The sequence below is a fragment of the Streptomyces sp. CA-179760 genome, from assembly GCF_050937045.1.
Taxonomy (GTDB): domain Bacteria; phylum Actinomycetota; class Actinomycetes; order Streptomycetales; family Streptomycetaceae; genus Streptomyces.
The window spans coordinates 398,186-418,898 of the sequence record NZ_JBNJLZ010000001.1; the positions used below are offsets into that span (position 1 = coordinate 398,186).

A 20,713-nucleotide genomic window follows, 5' to 3' on the forward strand; every position below is an offset into this window, starting at 1 on the left:
CAACTCCCCTGCGATTGGCCTGCTCCGCGCAGCATGATCTGGGCGCGGTGCCCATCTCCCAGTCGGGCGAAGAGAGCCGCCCGCCAACGCCAGGTCCACGAGCGGCGACTGTCACCCGACACCGTCGCCGCCGTGAAGGGCACGCCTTCCTTCTCGCCGCAGCGCGCCTTGAGGAAGACGAGGGCAGCGGCCGCGAACCCGGCGGTCTTCGGGGTGATCTGGCGGGATGGCCCGCCCCGCCTCCTTGCCGGAGCCGACCTGCTTCGCTCCCTGAACACGGTCGTGTCAACGCGCCGGCCCTTCGCTGTCGCGGGCGACGAACCCGTGCCGCCCCGAGGCCGCACCGTAGAGGGCACGTTCGCCCCGTATGCCCTGGAACACCGCGCCGTCCCCGGTCACTCGGGCCCTGCGTCCGCCGGTGGGCACCCGGATCTGCGCCGTGGTGTTGGGCGGGAGCTCGACGTCGAGCCGGAACCGGCCATTGCCGCGGACCCATCGGGCGGACACCACGCCGTACGGGGTGTGGTAGTTCCCCTCGGCTCGAGTGAGTCCGCCGACCGGGCGGGGGTCGATCACCAGCTCGCGGTAGCCGGCCTTGCCCCGTGCCCGGCGGATGCCGACCAGGCCGCTGTGGAACCACTCCTCCATCTGCAGCAGGATCATGTGGTTCTTGGAGTTGCCCATGTCCCACTGCTCGGGAATGGTCGTCAGGCCCTGGGGATTGGCCGTGGTGGGGGCCATGAAGTATCCGTAGCCGGGGCGGGTGTCCTCCTGGAGGACGTCCCAGAGGACGTCGTCCCGGCCGCCCGCGTGCAGGGCCCTGACGATCGGGGCGTGGCCGATGGTGCCGCCGCTGAGGTGGGGGCCTCCGCCGAACGGGTGGTGGGCGTGGACGAGTTCGACCAGTGCGTCGAGGACCTTCCCGCGCTCCCCCTCGGGCACCAGGCCCTCGTCCAGGGCGAGGGCCTGGGCGGCCTGCGTGGCACCGGCCCCGCCCCGGCCGCCTTCGGCGGTGTACCGGCCGAGGGCCGCGTTGTAGAAGGCGTCGTTGAAGGCGTCCCTGATGGTGGCAGCGAGATTGCGGTACTCGGCGGCGTCGGCGTCGCGCCCGAGCAGGGCGGCCATCCGGGCCATCCGGTCGGCGACCTGGTGGTAGCCCCAGGTTCCCGTGATACGGCCGGAGGTGTTCTCGCTCGCGATCCAGTCGGCCAGGGCGGCGTCCACGACGCACGCGTCCGCCCCGGTGCCGGCCTTCCGTGTGCGGATGTAGGTCAGGAAGGCCTGCATCCGCGAGTAGTGGCGGCTCATCGTCGCGGTGTCGCCGTACGTCTCGTACAGCAGCCAGGGCACCAGGACGATGCCGTTGCCCCAGTTGATCTCGTCGCCGAACCGGCCGGTGTAACCCCAGTCGTACACCGGTGCCTTGAGTGCCACGTTGCCGATGTCGTCCCCGGCCCTGGACTGGCCCTCGGCCAGGTGCCGCTCCATGGTGCGCAGGTAGGCCGCGAAGCGGAAGGTGCGGTGCACGGATCCGAAGGGCTGTACGTAATCGGCGGGGTAGGCCAGCTTCTCGCGGCCGGGACAGTCCGTGAAGGTGGACATGGTGTTGCTCATGATCGAGTAACGGGCCATGCGGTGCACGCGGTTGATCCGCTCGTCGGAGGTGCGCACGAACCCGGCCTCCGGCACGTCCGCGTGGATCTGCAGGCCCGTGACGGTGTCCCGGGTCGGGACGTACCCCTCGGGCAAGCCGGTCACCTGGAGCCACTGCATGCCGAAGTAGTGGAACTCCGGGTGCCAGTTCTCGCCGCGCCGGTCGCCGTACGTCGTGTAGGCGGCGAACACGTCGGTGCCTCGGGCGGCTCCGCCACCCATGATCGACGCCTGGTTCACGGTGCCGTCGGCGTTCAGCGACTCCGCGGGGTGCAGCTTGACGGTGGTCCCGGCCGGGATCGGGCCGTCGAGCGTCAGCAGCGGCCAGCCGGCGAAGTTCTGCCCGAAGTCGAAGACCCACACGCCGGGTCGCGGCCGGGTGATCCGCACCGGGCGGATCCTGTCGACGACCCTGAGCGGTTCGGCCACACGGTGGACCAGTTCGGTGGTCAGGTTGGGCGGCGGGGCGATGCCGGCGGCCGTCCAGCCCGTGGGAGTCCCGTCGCGGCGCCTCGCCGTCGCGCCGAGGTCCGCGCCGGGGGCGGTCCAGGCGGGCTGTTCGCGGCGGGCGTCGTAGTCGGAGCCGGAGTACCAGTTGGCGGTGGTGGTCGGGCCGAGCGCCGTCTGCCACGAGCGGTCGCTGACGACGGCCTCGACCGTGCCGTCGGCGTGCGTGACTTCCAGGAGGGCGATCAGCCGGGGTGTGACGGCGGCTCCCGCGCTGGGGTCGGTGCTCGCGAGGGAGTTGCCGGAGCCGGTGACCGCCGCGCCGCTGTCGTGGCCGGAGGCGAGGGCGGGTTCGAAGGTGATGCCGGTGCCGTCGGCACCCGGGCTGCCGATCGCGGTGATGGTGCGCGACTCCAGGCGCTCGCCGCCGTCGCCCGTGTCGATGCTCACCGTGCCGCCGAGGTGGTAACCCGCCACACTGCTCACCTTGACGGTGCCGGCGCCCCGGGCGGCGGGCGCGACGAGACTGCCGCTGCCCTTGGACTGGCTCTGCCACCAGCTGTACGGGGCGGTGCGGCCGGTGGCGGGATGCGTGACGGACCGGGTCACCAGTGCCGTGCCGTGGCCGAGTTCGACGCCCAGGGTGTTGGCGCCGGGGCGGACAAGGCCGGTGACGTCGTACACCCGGTACTCGGTGGAGAGCTGGTAGTTGGAGTTGCCCGGGGCGAGCACCTCGTCGGTGACGGGCGTGCCGTTGAGGTGGGCCACGTGCAGCCCGACGCCGGAGAGGTACAGCCGGGCCCGGACGGCCTTGCCGTGCCGCGCCGCCACCCGGAAGGCGCGGGCGAACACGGGCAGCGGCTCATCGAGGGTGCGTCCCGGGTACTCGATCCAGCGGGCCTCGCCCCAGTCGGACCGCTTGAGCAGGCCCGTCTCCCACGCGGAGGGACGGCTCCACGGCGTCCTCCCGCCGTCGGTGCTCCACACCCGCACCCGCCAGACCACCCGGTCGCGCGAGGCCGGCGCGGGGCCACGCCACACGATGTCGGTCTGGGCCCGGGTGCGGACCTCGCCGCTGTCCCACAGCAGCCGGCCCCGGACCAGGTCCGACTCGGTGCGCGCGGCCTGAACCCGGTAGGCGGACTGGGTCCATCCCGCGCCCGCTCCCGTCACCCGCCAACTCAGCCGTGGCGCGGGGTCGTCGACACCGAGGAGGGTGCCCTCGCGACCGTCGACGGCGAGGCCGACGACCCTGGCGCCGTGGCCGTGTCCGTCATCCTCCTCCTGAGCCTCGGCCGTCTCGGCGGGGAGTCCGGCCACGGCGGCCAGTCCGGCCATGGTGCCGACCACCTGCCTGCGGTTCAGCGCTCCGTTCGGGCCTTCGGGCATGCCAGTCTCCGCTTCTGCAGGGGGATTCACGCGTCTCAGCTGCCGGCTCGGTAGTCGGCGTCCATTTCCTTGAGGACCTTGCCGGGGGTGGACTGGTCGCTGAAGATCTCCTGGAGGCCGCTGAGCATGGTCTGCTGGACCTTGGCGTCGGGCCAGAGCTGGTCCATGAACGGCACGGTGCGGTTCGCCTTGACGAACGTGGCGAGTTCGGTCAGGGACGGGTCGACCGCATAGCCGGTGTCGGGCAGGGAGGGCAGGCTGCCCTGCTTCTTCGCGAACAGGTTCATGCCCTCGGGCGACATCACGAAGTTCACGAACTTCAGCGCCAGCTTCTCGTTCTTCGTCTTGGCGTTGACGCCGTAACCGGCGCCCGCCGCGGCCGGGATGAGGGTCGCCGAGGGGTCGTCGGTGGCCGGCAGCGCCTTGAAGGTGAAGGTGCCCTTCGGGTTCTTGCCCTTGAGGAGGGCGATCACCCAGTTGCCCTGGACGATGCCGAGCGTCTTGCCGGAGGCGGCGAGCTGCTGGCTGGCCTCGTAGTTGGTGCCCAGGGGGTTCTGCTGGAAGCAGCCGGTCTTCTCCATCGTCAGGTACTTGTCCAGGGCGGTGGTCCAGGGCGACTTCGCGAAGGTGGCCTGACCGGCCTGCATCTTCTTGTCGAAGTCGCGGTCGGGGCCGTAGACGGTCGTGGCGACGAGCGCGTACTGGACGAGCTGGGTCACCCAGTTGTCCTGGTTGCCGAGGGCGAAGGCGGGGGTCCCCTTTGCCTTCGCGGCCTTGCAGAAGTCCAGCAGTTCGCTCCAGGTGTCCGGCGGGGTGAGTCCCGCCTTGTCCATGGCCTGCTGGTTGTAGACGGCGCCGATGCCGTTCTGCCCGAAGATCGCGGTGTAGGTCTTGCCCTCGTACTGAGCGACGGTCCTGATCGCCTCGGGCATCTTGGCGGCCCAGGGCTGGTCGGAGAGGTCACGCAGATAGCCGGGCTTGGCCAGGACGTGGGTGGCTCCGGGGTTGCCGTCGCCCGGCCAGACCGACATCACGTCGGGTGCGGTGCCCGACGCGAGCTGGGTGCGGACCTGCTGCTGGTACTGGTCGGCGCCGCTGGTGGTGTAGCGGACCTTGATGCCCGGGTTGGCCTTCTCGAAGGCCTTCACGACGTCTTCGACGGACCCCTGGTCGATCGAGGCCAGCGTCAGCGTCTTGGATCCGCTGCCGCCGCCGGAGTCTTGGGCCTTGGTGCCGCCCGCGCAGGCGGCCAGAAAGGCCGTCGCCGTCACACCGGCCAGAACGGCCGTGGGTATGCGTGTCTTCATGATGTCTCCCTCGGAGGAACGGCCGCGGCCGTGCGAGCGGGCTTCCAGATGCGTGTTCATCCCCGCAGCCCGCCCGTGAAGCCGTTGATGATGCTGCGCTGCAGCAGGAAATAGACGATCAGGACGGGCAGGATGCTGATCACGAGCGCGGCGAAGATGAGGTTCCAGTCGGTGACGTACTGGCCGACGAACCCGGCGATCGCGACCGGCACGGTCTGCTGGGCGCTGCCGCTGAGGTACAGCAGCGGAGTGAAGAAGTCGTTCCACACGGCGACCGTGTTGAGCACCAGCGCGGTCACGGTGATCGGCTTGAGCATCGGCAGCACCACGTACCGGAAGCCCTGCCACGGGGTGCAGCCGTCGATGAGGGCGGCGTCCTCGAAGTCGCGGGGCAGGGCGCGCAGGAAGCCGGTGTAGAGGAAGACGGTGAAGGGTGCCTGGAGGCCGGAGTAGAAGAGGACCAGTCCCCACGGGGTGCCGAGCAGGCCCATGTCGCGCATGGTCTGGTAGAGCGGCAGTGAGGCGAGCTGGAAGGGCAGTATGAGACCGAGGAGGACCAGCAGGTACGCCCCCGGGACCAGCGGGAGGTGACACGGGCCAGCGGATAGGCGGCGAGGGACGAGACGGCCAGCACGACGGCGACGCTGAACGCCGTCACCAGCACGCTGTTGGCGAGCGCTCCACCGAGCGCGCCCTGTTCCCAGGCCTGTGTGAAGTTGTCCAGGGTCGGCGAGGCCGTCGGCGCGATGGGTGAGGAGGTGTCGGAGGCCGGTCGTACGGCGAGGTTGACCAGGACGTACACCGGGAAGCCGACGAAGAGCGCGGCGGCGATCATCGTCAGTTCCAGGGCGAGGGTACGGGGACGGTAGCGGTTCATGACGCGGCCCTCTCGTTGCGGAACAGCGCGACGTACTGCCCGGTGGAGACGACCGCGACGATGATCGTCAGCACCACCGCCAGCGCGATGCTGTAGCCGAACTCGCCCAGCGTGAAGGCGTCCTTGTAGATCAGCGTCGAGATGGTCTCGGTGGCGTGCCCCGGTCCGCCGCCGGTCAGCGCGTACACCTGGTCGAAGAGCTTGAGTCCGCCGATGATCGACAGCATCAGGTTGATGGTGAACGCCGGGGCCAGCAGCGGCCGGGTCACCGACCAGAAGCGCCGTACGGGACCGGCGCCGTCGATCGCCGCCGCCTCGTGGATCTCCTTGGGCACCGACTGGAGTCCGGCCAGGAAGATGACCATGGAGTAGCCCGCGTACTGCCACACGATCACGGCGACCAGGGCCCACAGCGCGAGGCCCGGGTTGCCCAGCCAGTCCTGCCGCAGGCCGTCCAGTCCGACGGTGCCCAGCAGGCTGTTGACGGCGCCCTGCGGACCGAGCAGGTTGCGCCACAGGTAGGCGGTCACGATCGGGGTGAGCACGGCCGGCGCGAACAGGAACACCCTGAGCACGTTGCGGGACTTGATGGCCGAGTTGACCCCGAGGGCCAGCAGCAGTCCGAGCCCGTTCTGGAGGACCGTGATCGACACGGCGATCAGCAGCGTGTGCCAGACGGCCTGCTGGGCGTCGGCGTCGCCCACCATGGCGGTGAAGTTGTCCAGACCGACGAAGGAGAAGTCGGGGTCGAGGCCGTCCCAGTCGGTGAAGGCGTAGTACACACCGCGGGCGCTCGGCACCAGGACGACGAAGGCGAACAGCAGCAGGGCGGGGGCGGCGAACCACCAGGAGGGTCTGGCGCGAGGTTGGCGCGGTGCCCTGACCGCCGGCGCCGTGCGGGGCATGCGGTCGTGGTCCGGCAGATGCTCGTGCGGAGCGAGGGTCACGGGCGGACCTCTTCCTTGAAACGTTTCAAACCGTGGCGCGGCCTGGTTCGGCCAACTCGGCGGCGTGTGACCACCGGCCGCGTTCCGCGTCTTGGGGGTGTGGACTGGGCACCGGGATCGGAGTCCCCGGACCCTGCTAGTGGGTAACGTTTCCCAAAGGGTGTTGCCAGACCCTAGAGAGCGTCCTGCATGTCGTCAAGATGCCGCGCACGCTGCAGTGCTGTTACGTCAGCCCGAGGTTTCGATTCGCGCGACGGCTCAGGACGATCTCGCCGTGGGCTTACTGAAGGGTGACGCCGTCCGTACACTCTCCGGCAACGTTCCCCACCGCACCGGAGGACCCCGGGATGGAACAGCCGGCACCGCCTCGCCGCGTCACGATCGTCGACGTCGCGCGGCACGCCCAGGTGTCCACGACAGCGGTCTCCAAGGTGTTGCGCAACGCCTACGGAGCCAGCCCCGAGATGCGCGCGAAGGTGCGCCGGGCGATCGACGAGCTGGGGTACCGGCCGCTCGCTGCCGCCCGGGGCCTGCGCGGTCAGACGTACACCATCGGCGTGATGCTGCCCGACATCCGCAACCCCTTCTTCCCCGAGATCGTCGACGGGATCACCGGCCGGCTCGCGGACACCGACTACCAGGTCTTCCTCGGGCCCGGCGGCTGCAACGACGAGAAGACGGAGGCTCGCGTCACCGAAGCCATGATCGACCGCGGCATGGACGGCGTCGTCCTGATCGCCCCCGTGTCGTCGCGCGCCCGTCTCGAGCGCGTCGCCTCCGCCGTGCCGGCCGTGGTCGTCGGCCGTCACGGGCACTCCCCGGCGTACGACACCGTGACGGACGACGACGTGGCGGGCGCGTCCATGCTCGTCCGTCATCTGGCCGGCCTCGGACACCGCCGGATCGCCCACATCGAGCACCACGAGACCGACCCGACCCGCATCGAGGAGATGCCCAACGCCCAGCGCGCCGACGGCTATCGGCGTGCCATGCGCGCCCTCGGCCTCGGGGAGGAGATCGACGTCGTCTCCACCAGCTATACCCAGCAGGGCGGGTCCGAGGGCGCTCGGCGGCTGCTCGCGCGGCCTCACCGCCCCACGGCCGTCTTCGCCGGTGCGGACGTCGTCGCCATGGGGGTACTGGAGGCCTTCGCCGAAGCCGGGGTGTCGGTGCCGGGCGACATCTCCGTGGCCGGCTACGACAACACGACCTTCGCCTCCTTCGGCCCGGTCTCCCTCACGAGCGTCGACCAGCCGGGCCGCGAGATCGGCGACAACGCCGCGCGCCTCCTCCTGGAGCGAATCGCCGACCGGGGGAAGTCATCGGTTCAGATCAAGCTCTCCCCCTCGCTCATGCCGCGCCGAACCACCGCCGCTCCTCCCCGATAGCCCGGCCGGGGCGTGGCGGCGGTTCACTCGCCCAGCAGCCGGCGCAGCAGCGGATCCGGGCCGCGCGGGCGTCCACGGAGAGGGCCGCTTCGGGTACCGGGCTGTCGAACCCGTGGAAACCGCCCGGCCACACGTGCGGCTCGGCGCTGCCGCCCGCCTGCCAGACGCGGCTCGCGCAGGTGACGTCCTCGTCGCGGAAGGTCTCCGCCGAGCCCACGTCGATGAACGCCGGGGGGGAAGACCGGACAGGTCGTCCGCGCGAGCGGGCGCGGCGTAAGGCGAGACGTCCGCCGCACGAGCGCGGCGCTCCCAGCAGCGCGCTCCACCCGGTCTCGCTGGACGTGCGGTCGAACACGCCGAGGCCCGCCATCTGGTGGGCGGACGGGGTGTCGTTCCAGTCGTCGAGCATCGAGCGCATCAGCATCCGGCCGAGCGCGCGCGGGCCGCCCCGGTCGCGGGCCGGCAGCGCCACCGCCGCGGCCGGCCCGCCGCTCCCGAGGACGATGCGGTCAGGGTCGCCGCCGGCAGCCACGCGTGGATCGCCTCCAGGTGTGCGGCGAGCTCCGGGTCTAAGGGCGGCGGATCGAAGGGCGGCGGGGTCATGACCATCGGGTCCTTCTGAAGGTTGTCTGTGGTCACACCGCTGTCGCCCGGGGTGTGCCGGGTGCAGCGATGTCGGGTGCCGTCGGCTCGGGTCGAGAGTCCGTGGGCAGGCGGGGCACCCAGAACAGGCCGATGACGGCCGCAGCCAGTGCCAGGACGAACAGGGCGCCGAACATCAGGCGGGTGTGCCCCAGGGCGAACGCGGGGTGCCCAGGGCGGCCAGTCCGGCGACGGCCCGGGTGAAGGCCATCGTGACGCCTTGGGCGGTGGCGCGCAGGAGGGTCGGGAACAGCTCCTGCGACCAGACCTTGTAGACGGCCTCGCCGGCGAAGGAGTTGCCTAGTCCGGAGAGGAGCATGACGGCGACCAGGGCGACCTTGCCCGGCCCCAGCAGCGCGGGCAGGGCCCAGGCCAGGACGATCAGGCCGGAGCCGACGGCGAACCAGGCGTGCCGGGACGGCTTGTCGACCACCCGCATGAACAGCAGGCCGGCGACGAATCCGACCGGCAGGCCGACCAGGGTCAGCTGCGAGAACTGTGCGACCTCGCCCTTGGCCAGCGCGGTCCACAGGAAGGTGCCGAACTGGCCGAGGGTGTTCGCGCCGAGGTTCCAGGTGGCGTAGTACAGGCCCGTCGCGAGCAGGGCGTGGCGGGCCGGTGCCCGGAAGAGGTCCCGGACGCGGCTGAACTCGATGGCCTGGGAGCGGGTCGCCCTCCGTGCGTCGGCGGCCCGGCGGGCGGCGGTCCATTCGGCCGACTCGCCGAGGGTGAGGCGCATGAGCAGCACGACGACCGCGACGACCAGCAGATGGGCGAACAGGATCCGGCCGCCCGGCATGCCGCCGACCCCCATGAAGGAGCTCAGCAGCAGCACGGCCACGATCCCGGCGAGCCAGAGCATGCCGGAGAACACCACCATGGTGCCCTTCCTGCCGGGCGGGGCCTCCTCGTTGACGAGGGCGAGCGAGACGGGGAGGTCCGCGCCGATGGCCAGGCCTGTGGCCACGACACCGGCGTACAACGCAGCGGGACCCATGGCCACCAGGAGCAGCAGGACACCGGCCGCGTAGAGCGCGAGCGAGAGGGTGAAGACCGTCTTGCGGCCGAACCGGTCCCCCAGCCGCCCGCCGGCCAGCGCGCCGCACGCGAACGCCAGCGTCTGCAGGCCCAGCAGGGATCCGATCGCGCCGGCGCCGAGCTGGAGCGGCCCGGCGTAGTAGCCGCCGATGGCGATTCCCGACGTGACCAGGGCCGCGGCGTCCAGATAGGAGGCCATACCGGCGAGGGTCGCGGTCTTCCACGGGTTTGTTCTCGCGGCGTCCTTGATGCCGGCCATGGGTCCTCCTCGACGAGCACGACGAGTACAAGGAAGGGGGGCGGGTCGTCGGGTGGCCTGGCCGCGAGTCGTCGGGGTGACGCTCCGAGCGGCATCCGCCTACTCGTTTCACTTACGCGTGCCAGTTGAACGATCTGGCCGGTAAGCTAACCGCGGCCGTGGGCTTTGACAAGAGGTGCGACCGAGGCGAGGGGGCTGACCGGGGTGGCCGAGGGCAGACGGGTGACCAGCGCGGATGTGGCGCGCGAGGCCGGAGTCTCCCGCGCCACGGTGAGCTACGTCCTCAACGGCGTTCCCCACCAGAAGATCCCCGAGACCACCCGGCAGCGGGTGTGGGACGCGGCCGCCCGGCTGGGCTACGCGCCCTCGGCCGCGGCGCGTGCCCTGCGCACGGGACGCTCGGAAATCGTGCTCGGCCTGCTGCCCGACTGGCCGATCGAGCACGTCCTCGGACGGCTCATCCAGCAGCTGACCAACGCGTTCGCCGAGAACGGGCTGACCTTCGTGGTGCACTCGTCGTCGCGCCCCGCGCGCCCCCTGCGGGACATCTGGAAGGCCATGACCCCGGCGGCCGTGCTGGCCCTCCAGGACTTCGACGACCAGGAAGCCGAGGCCATGCGGGCGGCGGGCATCGAGGTCGTCATGGCGATGCACGGATCGGCGCGAGGCGAGCCCCGGCCTCCGCTGGTGTCCGAGCAGCCGATCGGCGCACTGCAGGCACGCCACCTCGCCGCACCGCACCGGCGGCTCGGTTACGCCTACCCCGACCTGCCGGGCCTGGACGTCCTGGCGGGGCCGCGGCTGGACGGCGTCCGCAAGGTCTGCGCCGAACTGGGCATGCCGGAGCCGGACGTCCGGACGGTACCCCTCGACGCGGCCGGCGCCGCCGAAGCGGTGAAGGGGTGGCTGGGCGCGGACCCGCCGGTGACGGGCATCTGCGCGTTCAACGACAACATCGCCCTCGCCGTGCTCGCGGGCCTGGGCCATCTCGGGCTGCGGGCCCCGCGCGACCTGGCCGTGATCGGCGTCGACGACATCCCGGGCTCGTCCCTGGCCCAGCCGCCGCTCACGACGGTCGTCCGCGACACCGACGCCATCGCCCGGGGTCTGGCCCGCCGCGTCGTCGACACGCTGGGCGGCAAGGAGACGCCTGACGAGCCCCTCCGGGACGACCTGCTGCTCCGCTTCCGGGAATCCGCCTGATCGGGGCACGCCCGGACGGGGGCCTCGCGGCCTCATGGTGACCGGTCGCGCGGGGTGGCCGCCCAGCCGGCGAGGAGCTTGAGCCGGTCCTCGTCGGTGGTGCCCGGTCCGACGGTGCAGATGGTCAGCGAGTGCGCCTCATGGGCGGACACGGGCAGATCCAGCGGCTGGTACTCGAATTCCAGGCTGCCGGCGTCGGGGTGGTGGAAGCTGTGACTCCGCCTCCCAGTCGTCGGCGAAGTCGTGCGAGGCCACGTCGAGGACGTGATACCAGGCGAAGTTCGGGCGACGTGCTCGTCGGTCGTGTCACTGTCGAACAAGGGCGGAGAACAGGGCCCGGGCCAGCGGGTTCGTGGCCACCATGTCCAGGCGGCCGTTGCTGACGCACGCCGCGGACAGCGTCATGGAGTCCAGCAGTCACTGGACACGCGGGGGATGCCGACGGCTTTGCGACGACGCCGGGTCGCGGATCTGGCGTCGGCGGCCTTGGCCAGGTCGAACAGGTAGGTGAGGAGGGGGTGAGCTGGTACCCCCATAAACGCGGTCTCCCTCGCGCGCGGCAGAGGTTGTTTCGTGGGATGCGCACCACGTTCCCGATCCGTTGCGGAGACAATGTATGACCACGCGAGGAGGAACCCTCCACGCACCTGCCGACAGCCACGTCCCCGACGGCGAGCGGCCGCCCACCCGGCTTCCGCTCGTCGTCCACGTACTGGCCCTGGGCACGTTCCTGATGGGGACGACCGAGTTCGTGGTGGCGGGACTGCTGCCGGAGATCGCGCAGGACGTTCAGGTCGGCGTGGGCCGGGCCGGGCTGCTGATCACCGTCTTCGCGGTCGGGATGATCATCGGCGCGCCGCTGATGGGGATGCTGACGCTGCGACTGCCCCGGCGCCTGACGCTGGTCCTCGCCCTGGGCGTCTTCGCGGCCGGGCACGTCATCGTCGCGCTCGGCTCCAGTTTCGCGCTGTTGCTTGCGGCCCGGTTCCTGACGGCGCTGGCGACCGGGGCGTTCTGGGCGGTGGCCAACGTGGTGGCCGCCCGTGCCGCCGGCCCCGCCGCGAGTTCCCGCGCTCTGGGTGTCGTCGGCGCCGGCGCGATGCTCGCCAACGTCGTCGGTGTGCCGCTGGGAGCTTTTGCCGGCCAGCTCATGGGCTGGCGAGGGCCGTTCTGGGCACTCGCCGTCCTCGGGGCTGCCGCCATGGTGCTCATCGCCCGCCAGGTGCCGCGCGACTCCGAGAGCGACCAGGCGGTCTCACTGCGCTCGGAGTTGTCGGCGCTGCGCTCCAAGCGCCTGTGGCTGGTCCTCGCGGCCTGCACGACCACCACCGGTGGCGTGCTGTCGACGTACACCTACATCTCGCCACTGCTGACCGGTGAGGCCGGGCTGGCCGCCGGCCTCGTGCCGCTGGTCCTGGTCGGCTTCGGGGCCGGCGCCCTGGCAGGCTTCCTCCTGGGCGGCCGCCTCGGGGACCACCGTCCGTACCTGACGACGATCGTGGCCCCGGCCGTGACCACCGCCCTGCTGCTGGCGGTCTGCCTGCTGGCCGGGCACGCCGTGCCCACGGTGATGCTGATCGCCCTGCTGGGGCTGTTCGGGCTGGGCGCCAACCCGGTCCTCATCTCCCTCGGGGTTCGTTTCGCGGGCCGGGCACCCACTCTGGGGTCCGCGTTGACCGTGTCGGCATTCAACCTGGGTACCGCCGTCGGCTCCTGGATCGCCGGGCTGTCCCTCGATTCCTCCCTGGGGGCCAGGGGTCCCGCCGCCGTCGGCACCGTCATCGCGGCACTGACCCTGATCCCCACGATCACCGTCGCGCTCGTCCAGCGCCGCCGCCCCGCCCAGTCCCCCGCCCAGTCCTCCGGCTGACCCGGCGGGACGAGCAGAGAAGGAACCGGCGCCACGGGCGCCAGACACAGAACACAGAACAAGGAGAAACAGCCATGCGCGGAGTAGTGATGCACAAGGCCGGCGACGTCCGGGTGGAGGAGCGCGAGGATCCGAAGATCGTCGAGCCCACCGACGCGATCGTGAAGCTGACCGCGACCTGCATCTGCGGTTCCGACCTGTGGCCCTACCGCGGCATCGAGCCCGCCGACCACACGCTCATGGGCCATGAGTACGTGGGCGTGGTCGAGGAGGTCGGCTCCGAGGTGAAGAGCGTCAAGCCCGGGGACTTCGTGGTCGGATCGTTCGTCATCTCCGACAACACCTGCGAGATCTGCCAGGCCGGCTTCCAGTCCAAGTGCGTGCACGCCGAGTTCGTGCACGCGGGGATCGGGACCCAGGCGGAGAAGGCCCGTATCCCGCTGGCCGACGGCACCCTGGTCGCCACCCCCGGACAGCCCGGCCCGGAGCTGATCCCCGCCCTGCTGGCAGCCTCCGACGTGCTCGGCACCGGCTGGTACGCGGCCGTCGCCGCCGAGGCCGGACCCGGCAGGACCGTCGCCGTCGTCGGTGACGGCGCGGTCGGTCTGATGGCCGTCCTGGCTGCCAGGCACCTCGGCGCGGAACGTGTCATCGCCATGTCCCGCCACCCCGAGCGGCAGAAGCTGGCCCGCTACTACGGCGCCACCGACATCGTCGAGGAGCGCGGTGAGGAGGGCATCGCGAAGATCAAGGAACTCACGGGCGGCCTCGGCGCGCACTCGGTGATCGAGGCGGTCGGCACGCAGGAGTCCTTCATGCAGGCCGTCGGCGCGACCCGCGGTGGCGGGCACCTGGGCTATGTGGGCGTCAACTACGACGTGAGCATCCCTGGCATCGAGCTGTTCTTCGCCGGCATCCACACCCTCGGCGGTCCCGCGCCCGTACGGCGCTTCCTGCCCGAGCTGATCCAGCTCATCTGGGACCGGAAGATCGACCCCGGCAAGGTGTTCGACCTGACGCTGCCCCTGGAGGAGGCCGCCGAAGGCTACAAGGCGATGGACGAACGCCGCGCCACCAAGGTGCTCCTCACCCTCTGAGGCGTGCGCCGCCGCCCGGGATCGCCCGGGCGGCTCAACCGGTGGCGGCCCGCGCCTCCGTCCGCTGTTCACGGCGTCTGCGTTGCAGGACCGGGTCCGGGACGGGCGCGGCCGCCACCAGGCGCCGGGTGTACTCGTGCCGGGGCCGGTCGCAGACGTCGGCGCTGGGGCCCTCCTCGACGATGCGTCCCCGCTGCAGAACCAGGGTGCGCGCCGCGAACTCCTTGACGACGGCGAGGTCGTGGGTGATGAACAGGTAGGCGCAGCCGAGCGTGTCCTGGAGCTCCGCGAGGAGGTCAAGGGCGGCGGCCTGGGTGGTGACGTCGAGGGCGCTGGTCGGTTCGTCGCAGATGATGATCCTGGGTCGCCGGGCCACCGCGCGGGCGATGGCGATGCGCTGGCGCTGGCCTCCGCTGAACTGGGCCGGGTACCGGCCGGCGGCGTCCTCCGGCAGTCCGACGCGGCGGAGCAGCTCGGCGATGCGCTCGTGGACCTCTGTGCGCGTGAGAGTGGAACCGGCGGTGAGCAGGGGCTCGGCCAGGGTCCGGCCCACGGGCAGCGCCGGGTTCAGCGACCCGTAGGGGTTCTGGAAGATGGCCTGGATGTCGGAGGACAGCGGCCGGCGGGCACGGCCGGTGAGCCGGGTGATGTCCCGCCCGTCCAGCAGTACGCGTCCGCCGCCGACCGGGGTCAGTCCCAGCACCGCCTTGCCGATGGTGGTCTTCCCCGAGCCGGACTCGCCCACGAGCGCGACCGTTTCGGCTTGGCCGACCTCGAACGACACGTTCTCGATGACGGTGGTCGGGGGTTTCCGGAAGCCGCGGGAGGGATAACGGACCGCGACGCCGTCGAGTTGGAGTACGGGTGTTCCGGTCACGCGGTCCTGCCCTCGGTAGGAGCGATGCTGGGGGTGCTGGCGATGAGTTGCCTCGTGTAGGGGTGGCGGGGCCGGTAGAAGACGTCCTCGACCGGGCCTTCCTCCACGATCCGGCCCCGTTCCATCACGAGGGCACGGTCGCAGGTGTCGGCGACGACCCCGAGGTCGTGTGTGATGAGGACGATCGCCATGCCTCGCTCGTCGCGCAGGGTCCGGAGCAGATCGAGGATGCCCGCCTGCACGGTGACGTCCAGTGCCGTGGTGGGTTCGTCGGCGATCAGCACCTTCGGTGAGCCGGCGAGTGCCATGGCGATGGCGATCCGCTGGAGCATGCCGCCGGACAGTTCGTGCGGGTGCCTGCGCGCCACGTCGTCGGGGTCCCGCAGGTGGACGCTGGTCAGAAGGTCCCGGACGCGTGCCCGTACGGCTTCCTTTCCCCCGGTCACCGCGCCGGTCCGCCGCACGACCTCCGACAGCTGCGAGCCGATGGTGAAGTACGGGTCGAGCGCCATCATGGGTTCCTGCGACACCAGGGCGATCTCGCGGCCGCGAAGGCGCAGCAGTTCGCGTTCCGGCATGCCGCTGATCCGTCGGCCGGAGAGCCAGGCGGAGCCTTTGGTCACGGCCCCGCTGGGAGGCAGCAGGCCGAGCAGTGACAGTCCCGTGACCGTCTTTCCGCTGCCTGACTCCCCCACCAGGCCGAAGATCTCGCCGGGGCGCACGGTGAAGCCGATGGAGTCGACGACGGTCCGTGGCCCTTGGGCGGTGGCGAACGCGATCGAGTAGTCCCGGACTTCGAGCACCGCCCCGTCGGACGGCTTGGCCGGCACATCCGGCACACCCGTGGCGTCCTTGACGGCCACCGGCCGCCGCAACCGGCCGCCTGTGGCTCTGCGCCGGTCCTCCTCCAGGTCGCGCAGCCCGTCGCCGAGCAGTCCGAAGGAGATGGACATGAGGCCGATCAGACCGCCGGAGACGAGCAGCGGGTAAGGGTCCTGCTGCATGGTCTGCGCGGCCTCCCCGACCATGCCGCCCCAGCTCGGGGCGGGTGCCGGGGTGGCCATGCCGAGGAACCCGAGGCCGGTCTGGATGGCGAGGGCGATTCCCGCGAACAGGCAGAGCTGCACCAGTAGTTGGCCTGCCAGGCCCGGCAGGATGTGCCGGGCCATGATGCGCGCCGGGCCGAGTCCCGACACCCTGGCGGCGTCCACGAACAGCTCCTCGCGCAGTGCGATGCAGGAACTGCGGATGACCCGGGCGAGGTTGGCGGAGGCGAAGAAGCCGATCGTGAGCATGGCGGCGGCGTTGCTCTGCCGGAAGATCGCGAGGACGGCGAGCGTGACGATGATCGCGGGAACCGAGAGCATGACGTCCGACACGGCGACGATCACCCGGTCGGTCCAGCCGCGCAGATACCCGGCGAGGACACCGAGGGACACGCCGACCGCCGCGTAGACGAGGAGGGCGAGCCCCACACCGAGCAGGGTCGGCCGGCCGCCGTACAGCAACCGGCTCAGTACGTCGCGGCCGAGGCTGTCCGTGCCCAGGGGGTGGGTCGCCGACGGGCCGGCCTGCGCGCCCAGCAGGTCCTGAGCCAGGGGCGGGTGCGGTGCCAGGAGCGGGGCGAGGATCACGGCGGCGGTGATCCCGGCGACCACGGCGAACGCCGAGGCGGTGAGGGGACGGCGCCAGAGTCCGGCGAAGGGGTTGGCCCTGGCCCGGGGCAGCGCTTTCAGGGGCGGTTCGGCAGTGGTCATTCCGCACGTACCTTCGGGTTCAGGAGGCCGTAGAGGACGTCGACGAGGAGGTTCACCACGATGACCAGGACCGTGAAGGTGACGGCGACGCCCTGCACGACCGGCAGGTCGTGCTGGTTCGTCGCGTCCACGACCGTGGTCCCGAGACCGGGCAGGGTGAAGACGTTCTCGATGAGGATCGTGCCGGGAATGAACGCGATCATCGTGAGTCCGATCGTGGTCACCACCGGGAGCCCGCACCCGCGTAGCGCGTGCTTCCAGACGATGGACGCGGGCCGGACACCGGACGCTCTCAGTGTTCTGACGTAGTCGAGGCCGAGGGTGGTCAGCATCGCGTCGCGGGTGACCTTGGCGATCATGGCGACTCCGCCGATCGCGAGGGCGACCACCGGCAGCACGAGGCCGGCGGCCCACTGCCCCGGGGACTCGGCGAACGGGGTGTACCCGGTGGCGGGGAAGAGCGCGAACCTGACGGCGAACAGGGCGACGAGCAGCAGAGCGATCCAGAAATTGGGAAGTGCGCCGCCCAGCAGGGACACGACGTCGACCACCCGGCGGCTGAACCTGCCGCGGGTCGCGCTGTACACCCCGAGCAGGACACCGGCCAGGCTCGCCAGTCCCGTCGCCCCGATCACCAGCGCCAGGGTGACGGGCAGACGCTGCCCGATCAGCCCCAGCACGGGTTCGTCGGTGAACAGGGAGGTGCCGAGGTCACCGTGCAGGACACCGCTCAGGTAGAGCCAGTACTGCACGGCGACCGGTTCGTTCAGGTGCAGCGCGGCCCTCAGTGCGTCGTACTGCTCCGGCGTGGCGTTGAGCCCCAGCAGGGTGCGTGCCGGATCGCCCGGGACGAACGACTCGAGGAGGAAGGTGATCGCCGAGACGACCAGCAACAGCGGGACGGACAGCCCCAGCCTGCGGAGAATGATCGGGAGCATGGGTCCTCGTCACCGAGACGTCCACGCCGTGACAGATGTCGGCAGGGAACTGCCCTGGGGGAACTGCACGCCGTGGAGCTTCTTGTTGTGCATGATGATCAGGTCGGCACCGGACACCGGCAGCGCGAGCGCGTCGCGCGTGATGACGTCGGTCAGGTTCTTCGCCGCCGCACCCGAGGCCTTGGCGTTCGACGCGGCGAGCCGTGAGTAGGCGGCGTCGACGTCCGGGTCCTGCACGCCGAAGACGTTCATGATGCCGGTCTTGGTGAATCCCGCCTGCTGGGCGTAGAAGTTCGCGTCGCCGCCCTGGCCGGGGGAGAGAACGGTGGCGGCGAACTTCTTCGTCAGCAGGTCGTCGATCCACCCGCCGAAGTTGGTGGCGGCCTTCAGCTTCAATGTGACGCCCACCTTCTCGAGTTGGCCCTGTACGGCCTGCACGAGCTTGGCGGTCGTGGGGTCGAACGACCCGTAGTTCACCGGGATGGACAGGCCCTTGGCGTATCCCGCCCGGGCCAGCAGCTTCCTGGCCTTGGCCGGGTCGTAGGGGTACATCTTCTGCGCGTCGGTGCTGAAGCCGTCGTAGCCCGGCATCGCGGGCTGGGAGACCGGCGTGCCGTAGGCGCCGTAGACCGCCTTCGTGATCGCGTCACGGTCGATGGCGTAGTTCAGCGCCTGCCGGACCCGCACGTCGGCCAGCCCCTTGACGACGGTGCCGTCGCGGTCGAGGAGGAACAGGCCCGCCCAGGTGGTGGGCTTCTTGACGACGGTGAGGGAGCTGTCGCCGGCGATGGTCGGCGCCACGTCCGGCGTGCCGTACATGAAGTCGATCTGCCCGGACTTCAGCGCCTGCACCTGTGAGTTGACGTTCGGGATCACCCGGACGGTGATCTTCTTGTAGTGGATGGAGGACTGGTCGTAGAAGTTCTTGTTCGGCACGTAGACGTAGTGGTCGCCGGAGACGGACTGTGCGGCGCTGTACGTGTACGGCCCGGCGCCGAAGGTCGCGGACGCCAGTTTCTTCGGGGCCTTCAGTCCCGCGGGGCTGATGATCGCGCCGCCCAGGAACTGGGGTGTGAACAGCGCCCCCATGTCCGGGTTGGGGGCCGGGCTCTTGACCAGCACGGTGGTGCGGTCCGGCGCGGTGAAGGTCAGGGGGCGGTAGTTGGAGGCGTTGGGGCCGCTGCCCTTCTGGAAGTGCTGGAACGACTTGATGACGTCGGCGGCGGTGATGGGCGTGCCGTCGGCGAACTTCACCCCGCTGCGCAGGCGGAGCCGGAACTCGGTGTTCCCGGTGCCGGTGTAGCCCCACTTGTCGGCCAGCCCGGCCCCGAGGGAGCCGTTGGTGTTGCGGGTCAGCAGCGTGGCGTAGGCCGGGTCGAGGTAGCTCAGGAACGGTCCGGTGGCGATCTGGGCCGGGTCCAGGCTGTTGGGAGCCGAGGACAGGCCGATCGTGAGGGTGTCCGCGGCTGCGCCGCCGGCACCGCTGCCGCCGTTTCCACTGCCGCAGGCGGCGAGCGCGAGCGCTGCCACCACGCCGAGCGAGGCTTGGAGGGCGGTTCTTCTCTTCATCGAGGTCTCCGTGCGGTCGGGAGCGAGGGTGTGGAACGGGAAGAGCGGGCGGCGCGAGAAGGGCCGGGAGCACGAGAGGTACGGGCTTGGCCGACGTGGATCACGAGGGAGCCACCGAGGTGGACCGGCCTGGCGGCGGCATGGTTCGCAGCGGCACGCAGACCGCCACTTACACCTTTAAGTGAGTGTCCGTAAATTAACTGTGTCGCTTGGGTTGCGCAAGAGGTTCGCGGCCGATGGTCGCGGCGACGGCCGGCTTCGCCCTCACGCCGAGCCCGCCCCGGACGGGCGGGCAAACGACCCTCGGCGGCCTGTCGCCCCTGCTCAACGGCCCGGTGCCGGCACGACACCGGGCCGCCCCTGCTCAACGGCCCGGTGCCGGCACGACACCGGGCCGGTCAGGCCGACACCCGGACCTGAACGCGCAGCAGCTCCGGGACGGGCTCGGCGCGGCCTCCTGTCCCTTCGAGGGCGTGGACGATGCGGTGGGCCAGGACTCGCGCGATGGTGTCGGTGTCGCGGGCGATCGTGGTCAGGGCCGGCCGGGCCAGCGCGGCGCCGGGAAGGTCGTCGACGCCGATCACGGCGAGGTCCCGCGGGGCCCGCAGCCCGAGCGAGCGCAGGGCGGCCAGCACGGCCAGGGCGACGGCGTCGTTGAACGCGCAGACGCCCGTCACCGGCGGATCGGCCGCGCGCCAGGCCCGCACCGCCTCGACGGCGCCGCCCGGATCGGGGGAAACGGTCCGGACGTCCGGCTCCGCGAGGCCGAGTTCGGCGCACACCTCGCGCACGCCTTCCAGGCGCGGCCCGGCCAGGACGCCGAGCCCCGCCAGATCCGGGTAGGCGTAGCCGAGTCGGCGGTGCGTGGGGGCGAGATGGCGGGCCTGCGCCGCGCCGATGGGTTCCTCCGGCACGAGAGCGGACCGGTTCCCGCTCCCCGCCGAGCCGTGCACCGCCATGACGACCTCGATACCCGCCGCCCGCATGGCACCGGCCTCGGTCTCCGGGAACGCGTCCAGCGCCAGAACGGCCGCCGGCGTCAGGGCTTTCCACACTTCTGCAAGGGGCCTCGCGGGGTGCGCCGCCGAGTGCACGAGGAACGTGAGTTCGTGCAGGGCCAGGGCGGCCGTCAGCTGCTGCACCAGCCTGCCGAGGACGTGCTCGATCGGCCAGTCCGGCAGGAGGCCGAGCACGATGTCCGAGCGTCCCCTGCGCAAGCTGCGCGCCGCGGGCGACGGGGCGTAGCCGAGCCGGTCGGCCGCTTCCCGCACCCGGCGCCGGGTGGCTTCGGGGATCCGCTGGTGCGGGGAGTCGTTGAGGACGTAGCTCACCGTCGCGCGGGAGACCTCGGCCTCACGGGCGACATCCGCGCCGGTCACACGTCTGCCACCGGGTCTTCCGGTCATACGTGCCCTCCCTCTGCCGGGCGTCTTGCCAAAGACTGCGGCCACGGCT

The 20,713-nt window shown here is 71.2% G+C and carries 18 protein-coding genes; 4 read left to right on the forward strand and 14 right to left on the reverse strand.

Annotated features, from left to right (window positions below; all coding sequences use genetic code 11):
- Positions 1 to 285: 285 nt before the first annotated feature.
- The 4 genes from ACQEV8_RS01925 to ACQEV8_RS01940 form a co-directional block, all read right to left on the reverse strand.
- Positions 286 to 3,489 carry a family 78 glycoside hydrolase catalytic domain gene (locus tag ACQEV8_RS01925; RefSeq protein ID WP_432956771.1) on the reverse strand — a complete coding sequence of 1,068 codons (3,204 nt, stop codon included), beginning with the start codon at positions 3,487 to 3,489 and terminating at the stop codon, positions 286 to 288.
- Positions 3,490 to 3,524: 35 nt separating this feature from the next.
- A complete protein-coding gene (locus ACQEV8_RS01930; protein ID WP_432956773.1) occupies positions 3,525 to 4,796 on the reverse strand; it encodes an ABC transporter substrate-binding protein in 1,272 nt (423 codons plus the stop codon).
- Between the two features lie 56 nt (positions 4,797 to 4,852).
- Entirely contained in the window at positions 4,853 to 5,296 is a 444-nt protein-coding gene (locus tag ACQEV8_RS01935) for a carbohydrate ABC transporter permease (protein ID WP_432956775.1), read from the reverse strand.
- 373 nt (positions 5,297 to 5,669) lie between these two features.
- The gene (locus ACQEV8_RS01940) at positions 5,670 to 6,620 is read right to left on the reverse strand and encodes a carbohydrate ABC transporter permease (RefSeq protein WP_432956776.1); all 951 of its coding nucleotides are present in this window, start codon (positions 6,618 to 6,620) and stop codon (positions 5,670 to 5,672) included.
- Positions 6,621 to 6,967: 347 nt separating this feature from the next.
- On the opposite strand from ACQEV8_RS01940, the gene ACQEV8_RS01945 reads away from it, so the two are divergent.
- On the forward strand, positions 6,968 to 8,008 hold the full coding sequence (locus tag ACQEV8_RS01945; RefSeq protein WP_432956778.1) for a LacI family DNA-binding transcriptional regulator: 1,041 nt from the start codon (positions 6,968 to 6,970) through the stop codon (positions 8,006 to 8,008).
- On the opposite strand, the gene ACQEV8_RS01950 is transcribed toward ACQEV8_RS01945, so the two are convergent.
- From ACQEV8_RS01950 to ACQEV8_RS01960, 3 genes are all read right to left on the reverse strand, one after another.
- On the reverse strand, positions 7,971 to 8,540 hold the full coding sequence (locus ACQEV8_RS01950; RefSeq protein ID WP_432956780.1) for an alpha/beta hydrolase: 570 nt from the start codon (positions 8,538 to 8,540) through the stop codon (positions 7,971 to 7,973). The two genes, ACQEV8_RS01945 and ACQEV8_RS01950, sit on opposite strands and share 38 nt — an antisense overlap.
- Positions 8,541 to 8,643: 103 nt before the next feature.
- The gene (locus ACQEV8_RS01955; protein WP_432956781.1) at positions 8,644 to 8,787 is read right to left on the reverse strand and encodes a hypothetical protein; all 144 of its coding nucleotides are present in this window, start codon (positions 8,785 to 8,787) and stop codon (positions 8,644 to 8,646) included.
- Positions 8,787 to 9,947, reverse strand: a complete 1,161-nt coding sequence (locus tag ACQEV8_RS01960; protein ID WP_432956783.1) for an MFS transporter — start codon at positions 9,945 to 9,947, stop codon at positions 8,787 to 8,789. Before ACQEV8_RS01960 ends, ACQEV8_RS01955 begins: the two co-directional genes overlap by 1 nt.
- 204 nt (positions 9,948 to 10,151) lie before the next feature.
- On the opposite strand from ACQEV8_RS01960, the gene ACQEV8_RS01965 reads away from it, so the two are divergent.
- Positions 10,152 to 11,150 (forward strand): LacI family DNA-binding transcriptional regulator, encoded by a 999-nt coding sequence (locus tag ACQEV8_RS01965; RefSeq protein ID WP_432956785.1) that lies wholly within the window; start codon positions 10,152 to 10,154, stop codon positions 11,148 to 11,150.
- Between the two features lie 32 nt (positions 11,151 to 11,182).
- Here ACQEV8_RS01965 and ACQEV8_RS01970 read toward each other — a convergent pair whose 3' ends face one another.
- Together ACQEV8_RS01970 and ACQEV8_RS01975 are read right to left on the reverse strand one after the other, a co-directional pair.
- A complete protein-coding gene (locus ACQEV8_RS01970; protein ID WP_432956787.1) occupies positions 11,183 to 11,470 on the reverse strand; it encodes a hypothetical protein in 288 nt (95 codons plus the stop codon).
- Complete coding sequence (locus tag ACQEV8_RS01975; RefSeq protein WP_432956789.1) at positions 11,457 to 11,555, reverse strand: hypothetical protein; 99 nt, start codon at positions 11,553 to 11,555, stop codon at positions 11,457 to 11,459. The genes ACQEV8_RS01970 and ACQEV8_RS01975 overlap by 14 nt, the downstream gene beginning before the upstream one ends.
- A gap of 211 nt (positions 11,556 to 11,766) precedes the next feature.
- On the opposite strand from ACQEV8_RS01975, the gene ACQEV8_RS01980 reads away from it, so the two are divergent.
- Both ACQEV8_RS01980 and ACQEV8_RS01985 read left to right on the forward strand, forming a co-directional pair.
- Entirely contained in the window at positions 11,767 to 13,020 is a 1,254-nt protein-coding gene (locus ACQEV8_RS01980) for an MFS transporter (protein WP_432956792.1), read from the forward strand.
- A 74-nt stretch (positions 13,021 to 13,094) separates the two neighbouring features.
- Positions 13,095 to 14,117, forward strand: coding sequence for a zinc-dependent alcohol dehydrogenase family protein (locus ACQEV8_RS01985; protein WP_432956793.1), 1,023 nt, complete (start codon positions 13,095 to 13,097; stop codon positions 14,115 to 14,117).
- A gap of 34 nt (positions 14,118 to 14,151) precedes the next feature.
- Here ACQEV8_RS01985 and ACQEV8_RS01990 read toward each other — a convergent pair whose 3' ends face one another.
- From ACQEV8_RS01990 to ACQEV8_RS02010, 5 genes are all read right to left on the reverse strand, one after another.
- A complete protein-coding gene (locus ACQEV8_RS01990) occupies positions 14,152 to 14,994 on the reverse strand; it encodes an ABC transporter ATP-binding protein (RefSeq protein ID WP_432956795.1) in 843 nt (280 codons plus the stop codon).
- The gene (locus tag ACQEV8_RS01995) at positions 14,991 to 16,751 is read right to left on the reverse strand and encodes a dipeptide/oligopeptide/nickel ABC transporter permease/ATP-binding protein (RefSeq protein WP_432956797.1); all 1,761 of its coding nucleotides are present in this window, start codon (positions 16,749 to 16,751) and stop codon (positions 14,991 to 14,993) included. Before ACQEV8_RS01995 ends, ACQEV8_RS01990 begins: the two co-directional genes overlap by 4 nt.
- On the reverse strand, positions 16,748 to 17,689 hold the full coding sequence (locus ACQEV8_RS02000; RefSeq protein ID WP_432956800.1) for an ABC transporter permease: 942 nt from the start codon (positions 17,687 to 17,689) through the stop codon (positions 16,748 to 16,750). The genes ACQEV8_RS01995 and ACQEV8_RS02000 overlap by 4 nt, the downstream gene beginning before the upstream one ends.
- A 9-nt stretch (positions 17,690 to 17,698) precedes the next feature.
- A complete protein-coding gene (locus ACQEV8_RS02005; RefSeq protein ID WP_432956801.1) occupies positions 17,699 to 19,258 on the reverse strand; it encodes an ABC transporter substrate-binding protein in 1,560 nt (519 codons plus the stop codon).
- A gap of 398 nt (positions 19,259 to 19,656) precedes the next feature.
- Positions 19,657 to 20,664 (reverse strand): LacI family DNA-binding transcriptional regulator, encoded by a 1,008-nt coding sequence (locus tag ACQEV8_RS02010; RefSeq protein WP_432956803.1) that lies wholly within the window; start codon positions 20,662 to 20,664, stop codon positions 19,657 to 19,659.
- Positions 20,665 to 20,713 lie beyond the last annotated feature (49 nt).

Bases quoted from the DNA above. Each gene is read 5' to 3' on its own strand.
- ACQEV8_RS01945 (WP_432956778.1), top strand. From the start codon at position 6,968: ATGGAACAGCCGGCACCGCCTCGCCGCGTCACGATCGTCGACGTCGCG.
- ACQEV8_RS02000 (WP_432956800.1), bottom strand. From the start codon at position 17,689: ATGCTCCCGATCATTCTCCGCAGGCTGGGGCTGTCCGTCCCGCTGTTG.
- ACQEV8_RS01975 (WP_432956789.1), bottom strand. From the start codon at position 11,555: ATGACGCTGTCCGCGGCGTGCGTCAGCAACGGCCGCCTGGACATGGTG.
- ACQEV8_RS01995 (WP_432956797.1), bottom strand. From the start codon at position 16,751: ATGACCACTGCCGAACCGCCCCTGAAAGCGCTGCCCCGGGCCAGGGCC.
- ACQEV8_RS01955 (WP_432956781.1), bottom strand. From the start codon at position 8,787: ATGTTCGGCGCCCTGTTCGTCCTGGCACTGGCTGCGGCCGTCATCGGC.
- ACQEV8_RS01980 (WP_432956792.1), top strand. From the start codon at position 11,767: ATGACCACGCGAGGAGGAACCCTCCACGCACCTGCCGACAGCCACGTC.
- ACQEV8_RS02010 (WP_432956803.1), bottom strand. From the start codon at position 20,664: ATGACCGGAAGACCCGGTGGCAGACGTGTGACCGGCGCGGATGTCGCC.
- ACQEV8_RS01935 (WP_432956775.1), bottom strand. From the start codon at position 5,296: ATGCGCGACATGGGCCTGCTCGGCACCCCGTGGGGACTGGTCCTCTTC.
- ACQEV8_RS01925 (WP_432956771.1), bottom strand. From the start codon at position 3,489: ATGCCCGAAGGCCCGAACGGAGCGCTGAACCGCAGGCAGGTGGTCGGC.
- ACQEV8_RS01960 (WP_432956783.1), bottom strand. From the start codon at position 9,947: ATGGCCGGCATCAAGGACGCCGCGAGAACAAACCCGTGGAAGACCGCG.
- ACQEV8_RS02005 (WP_432956801.1), bottom strand. From the start codon at position 19,258: ATGAAGAGAAGAACCGCCCTCCAAGCCTCGCTCGGCGTGGTGGCAGCG.
- ACQEV8_RS01930 (WP_432956773.1), bottom strand. From the start codon at position 4,796: ATGAAGACACGCATACCCACGGCCGTTCTGGCCGGTGTGACGGCGACG.
- ACQEV8_RS01985 (WP_432956793.1), top strand. From the start codon at position 13,095: ATGCGCGGAGTAGTGATGCACAAGGCCGGCGACGTCCGGGTGGAGGAG.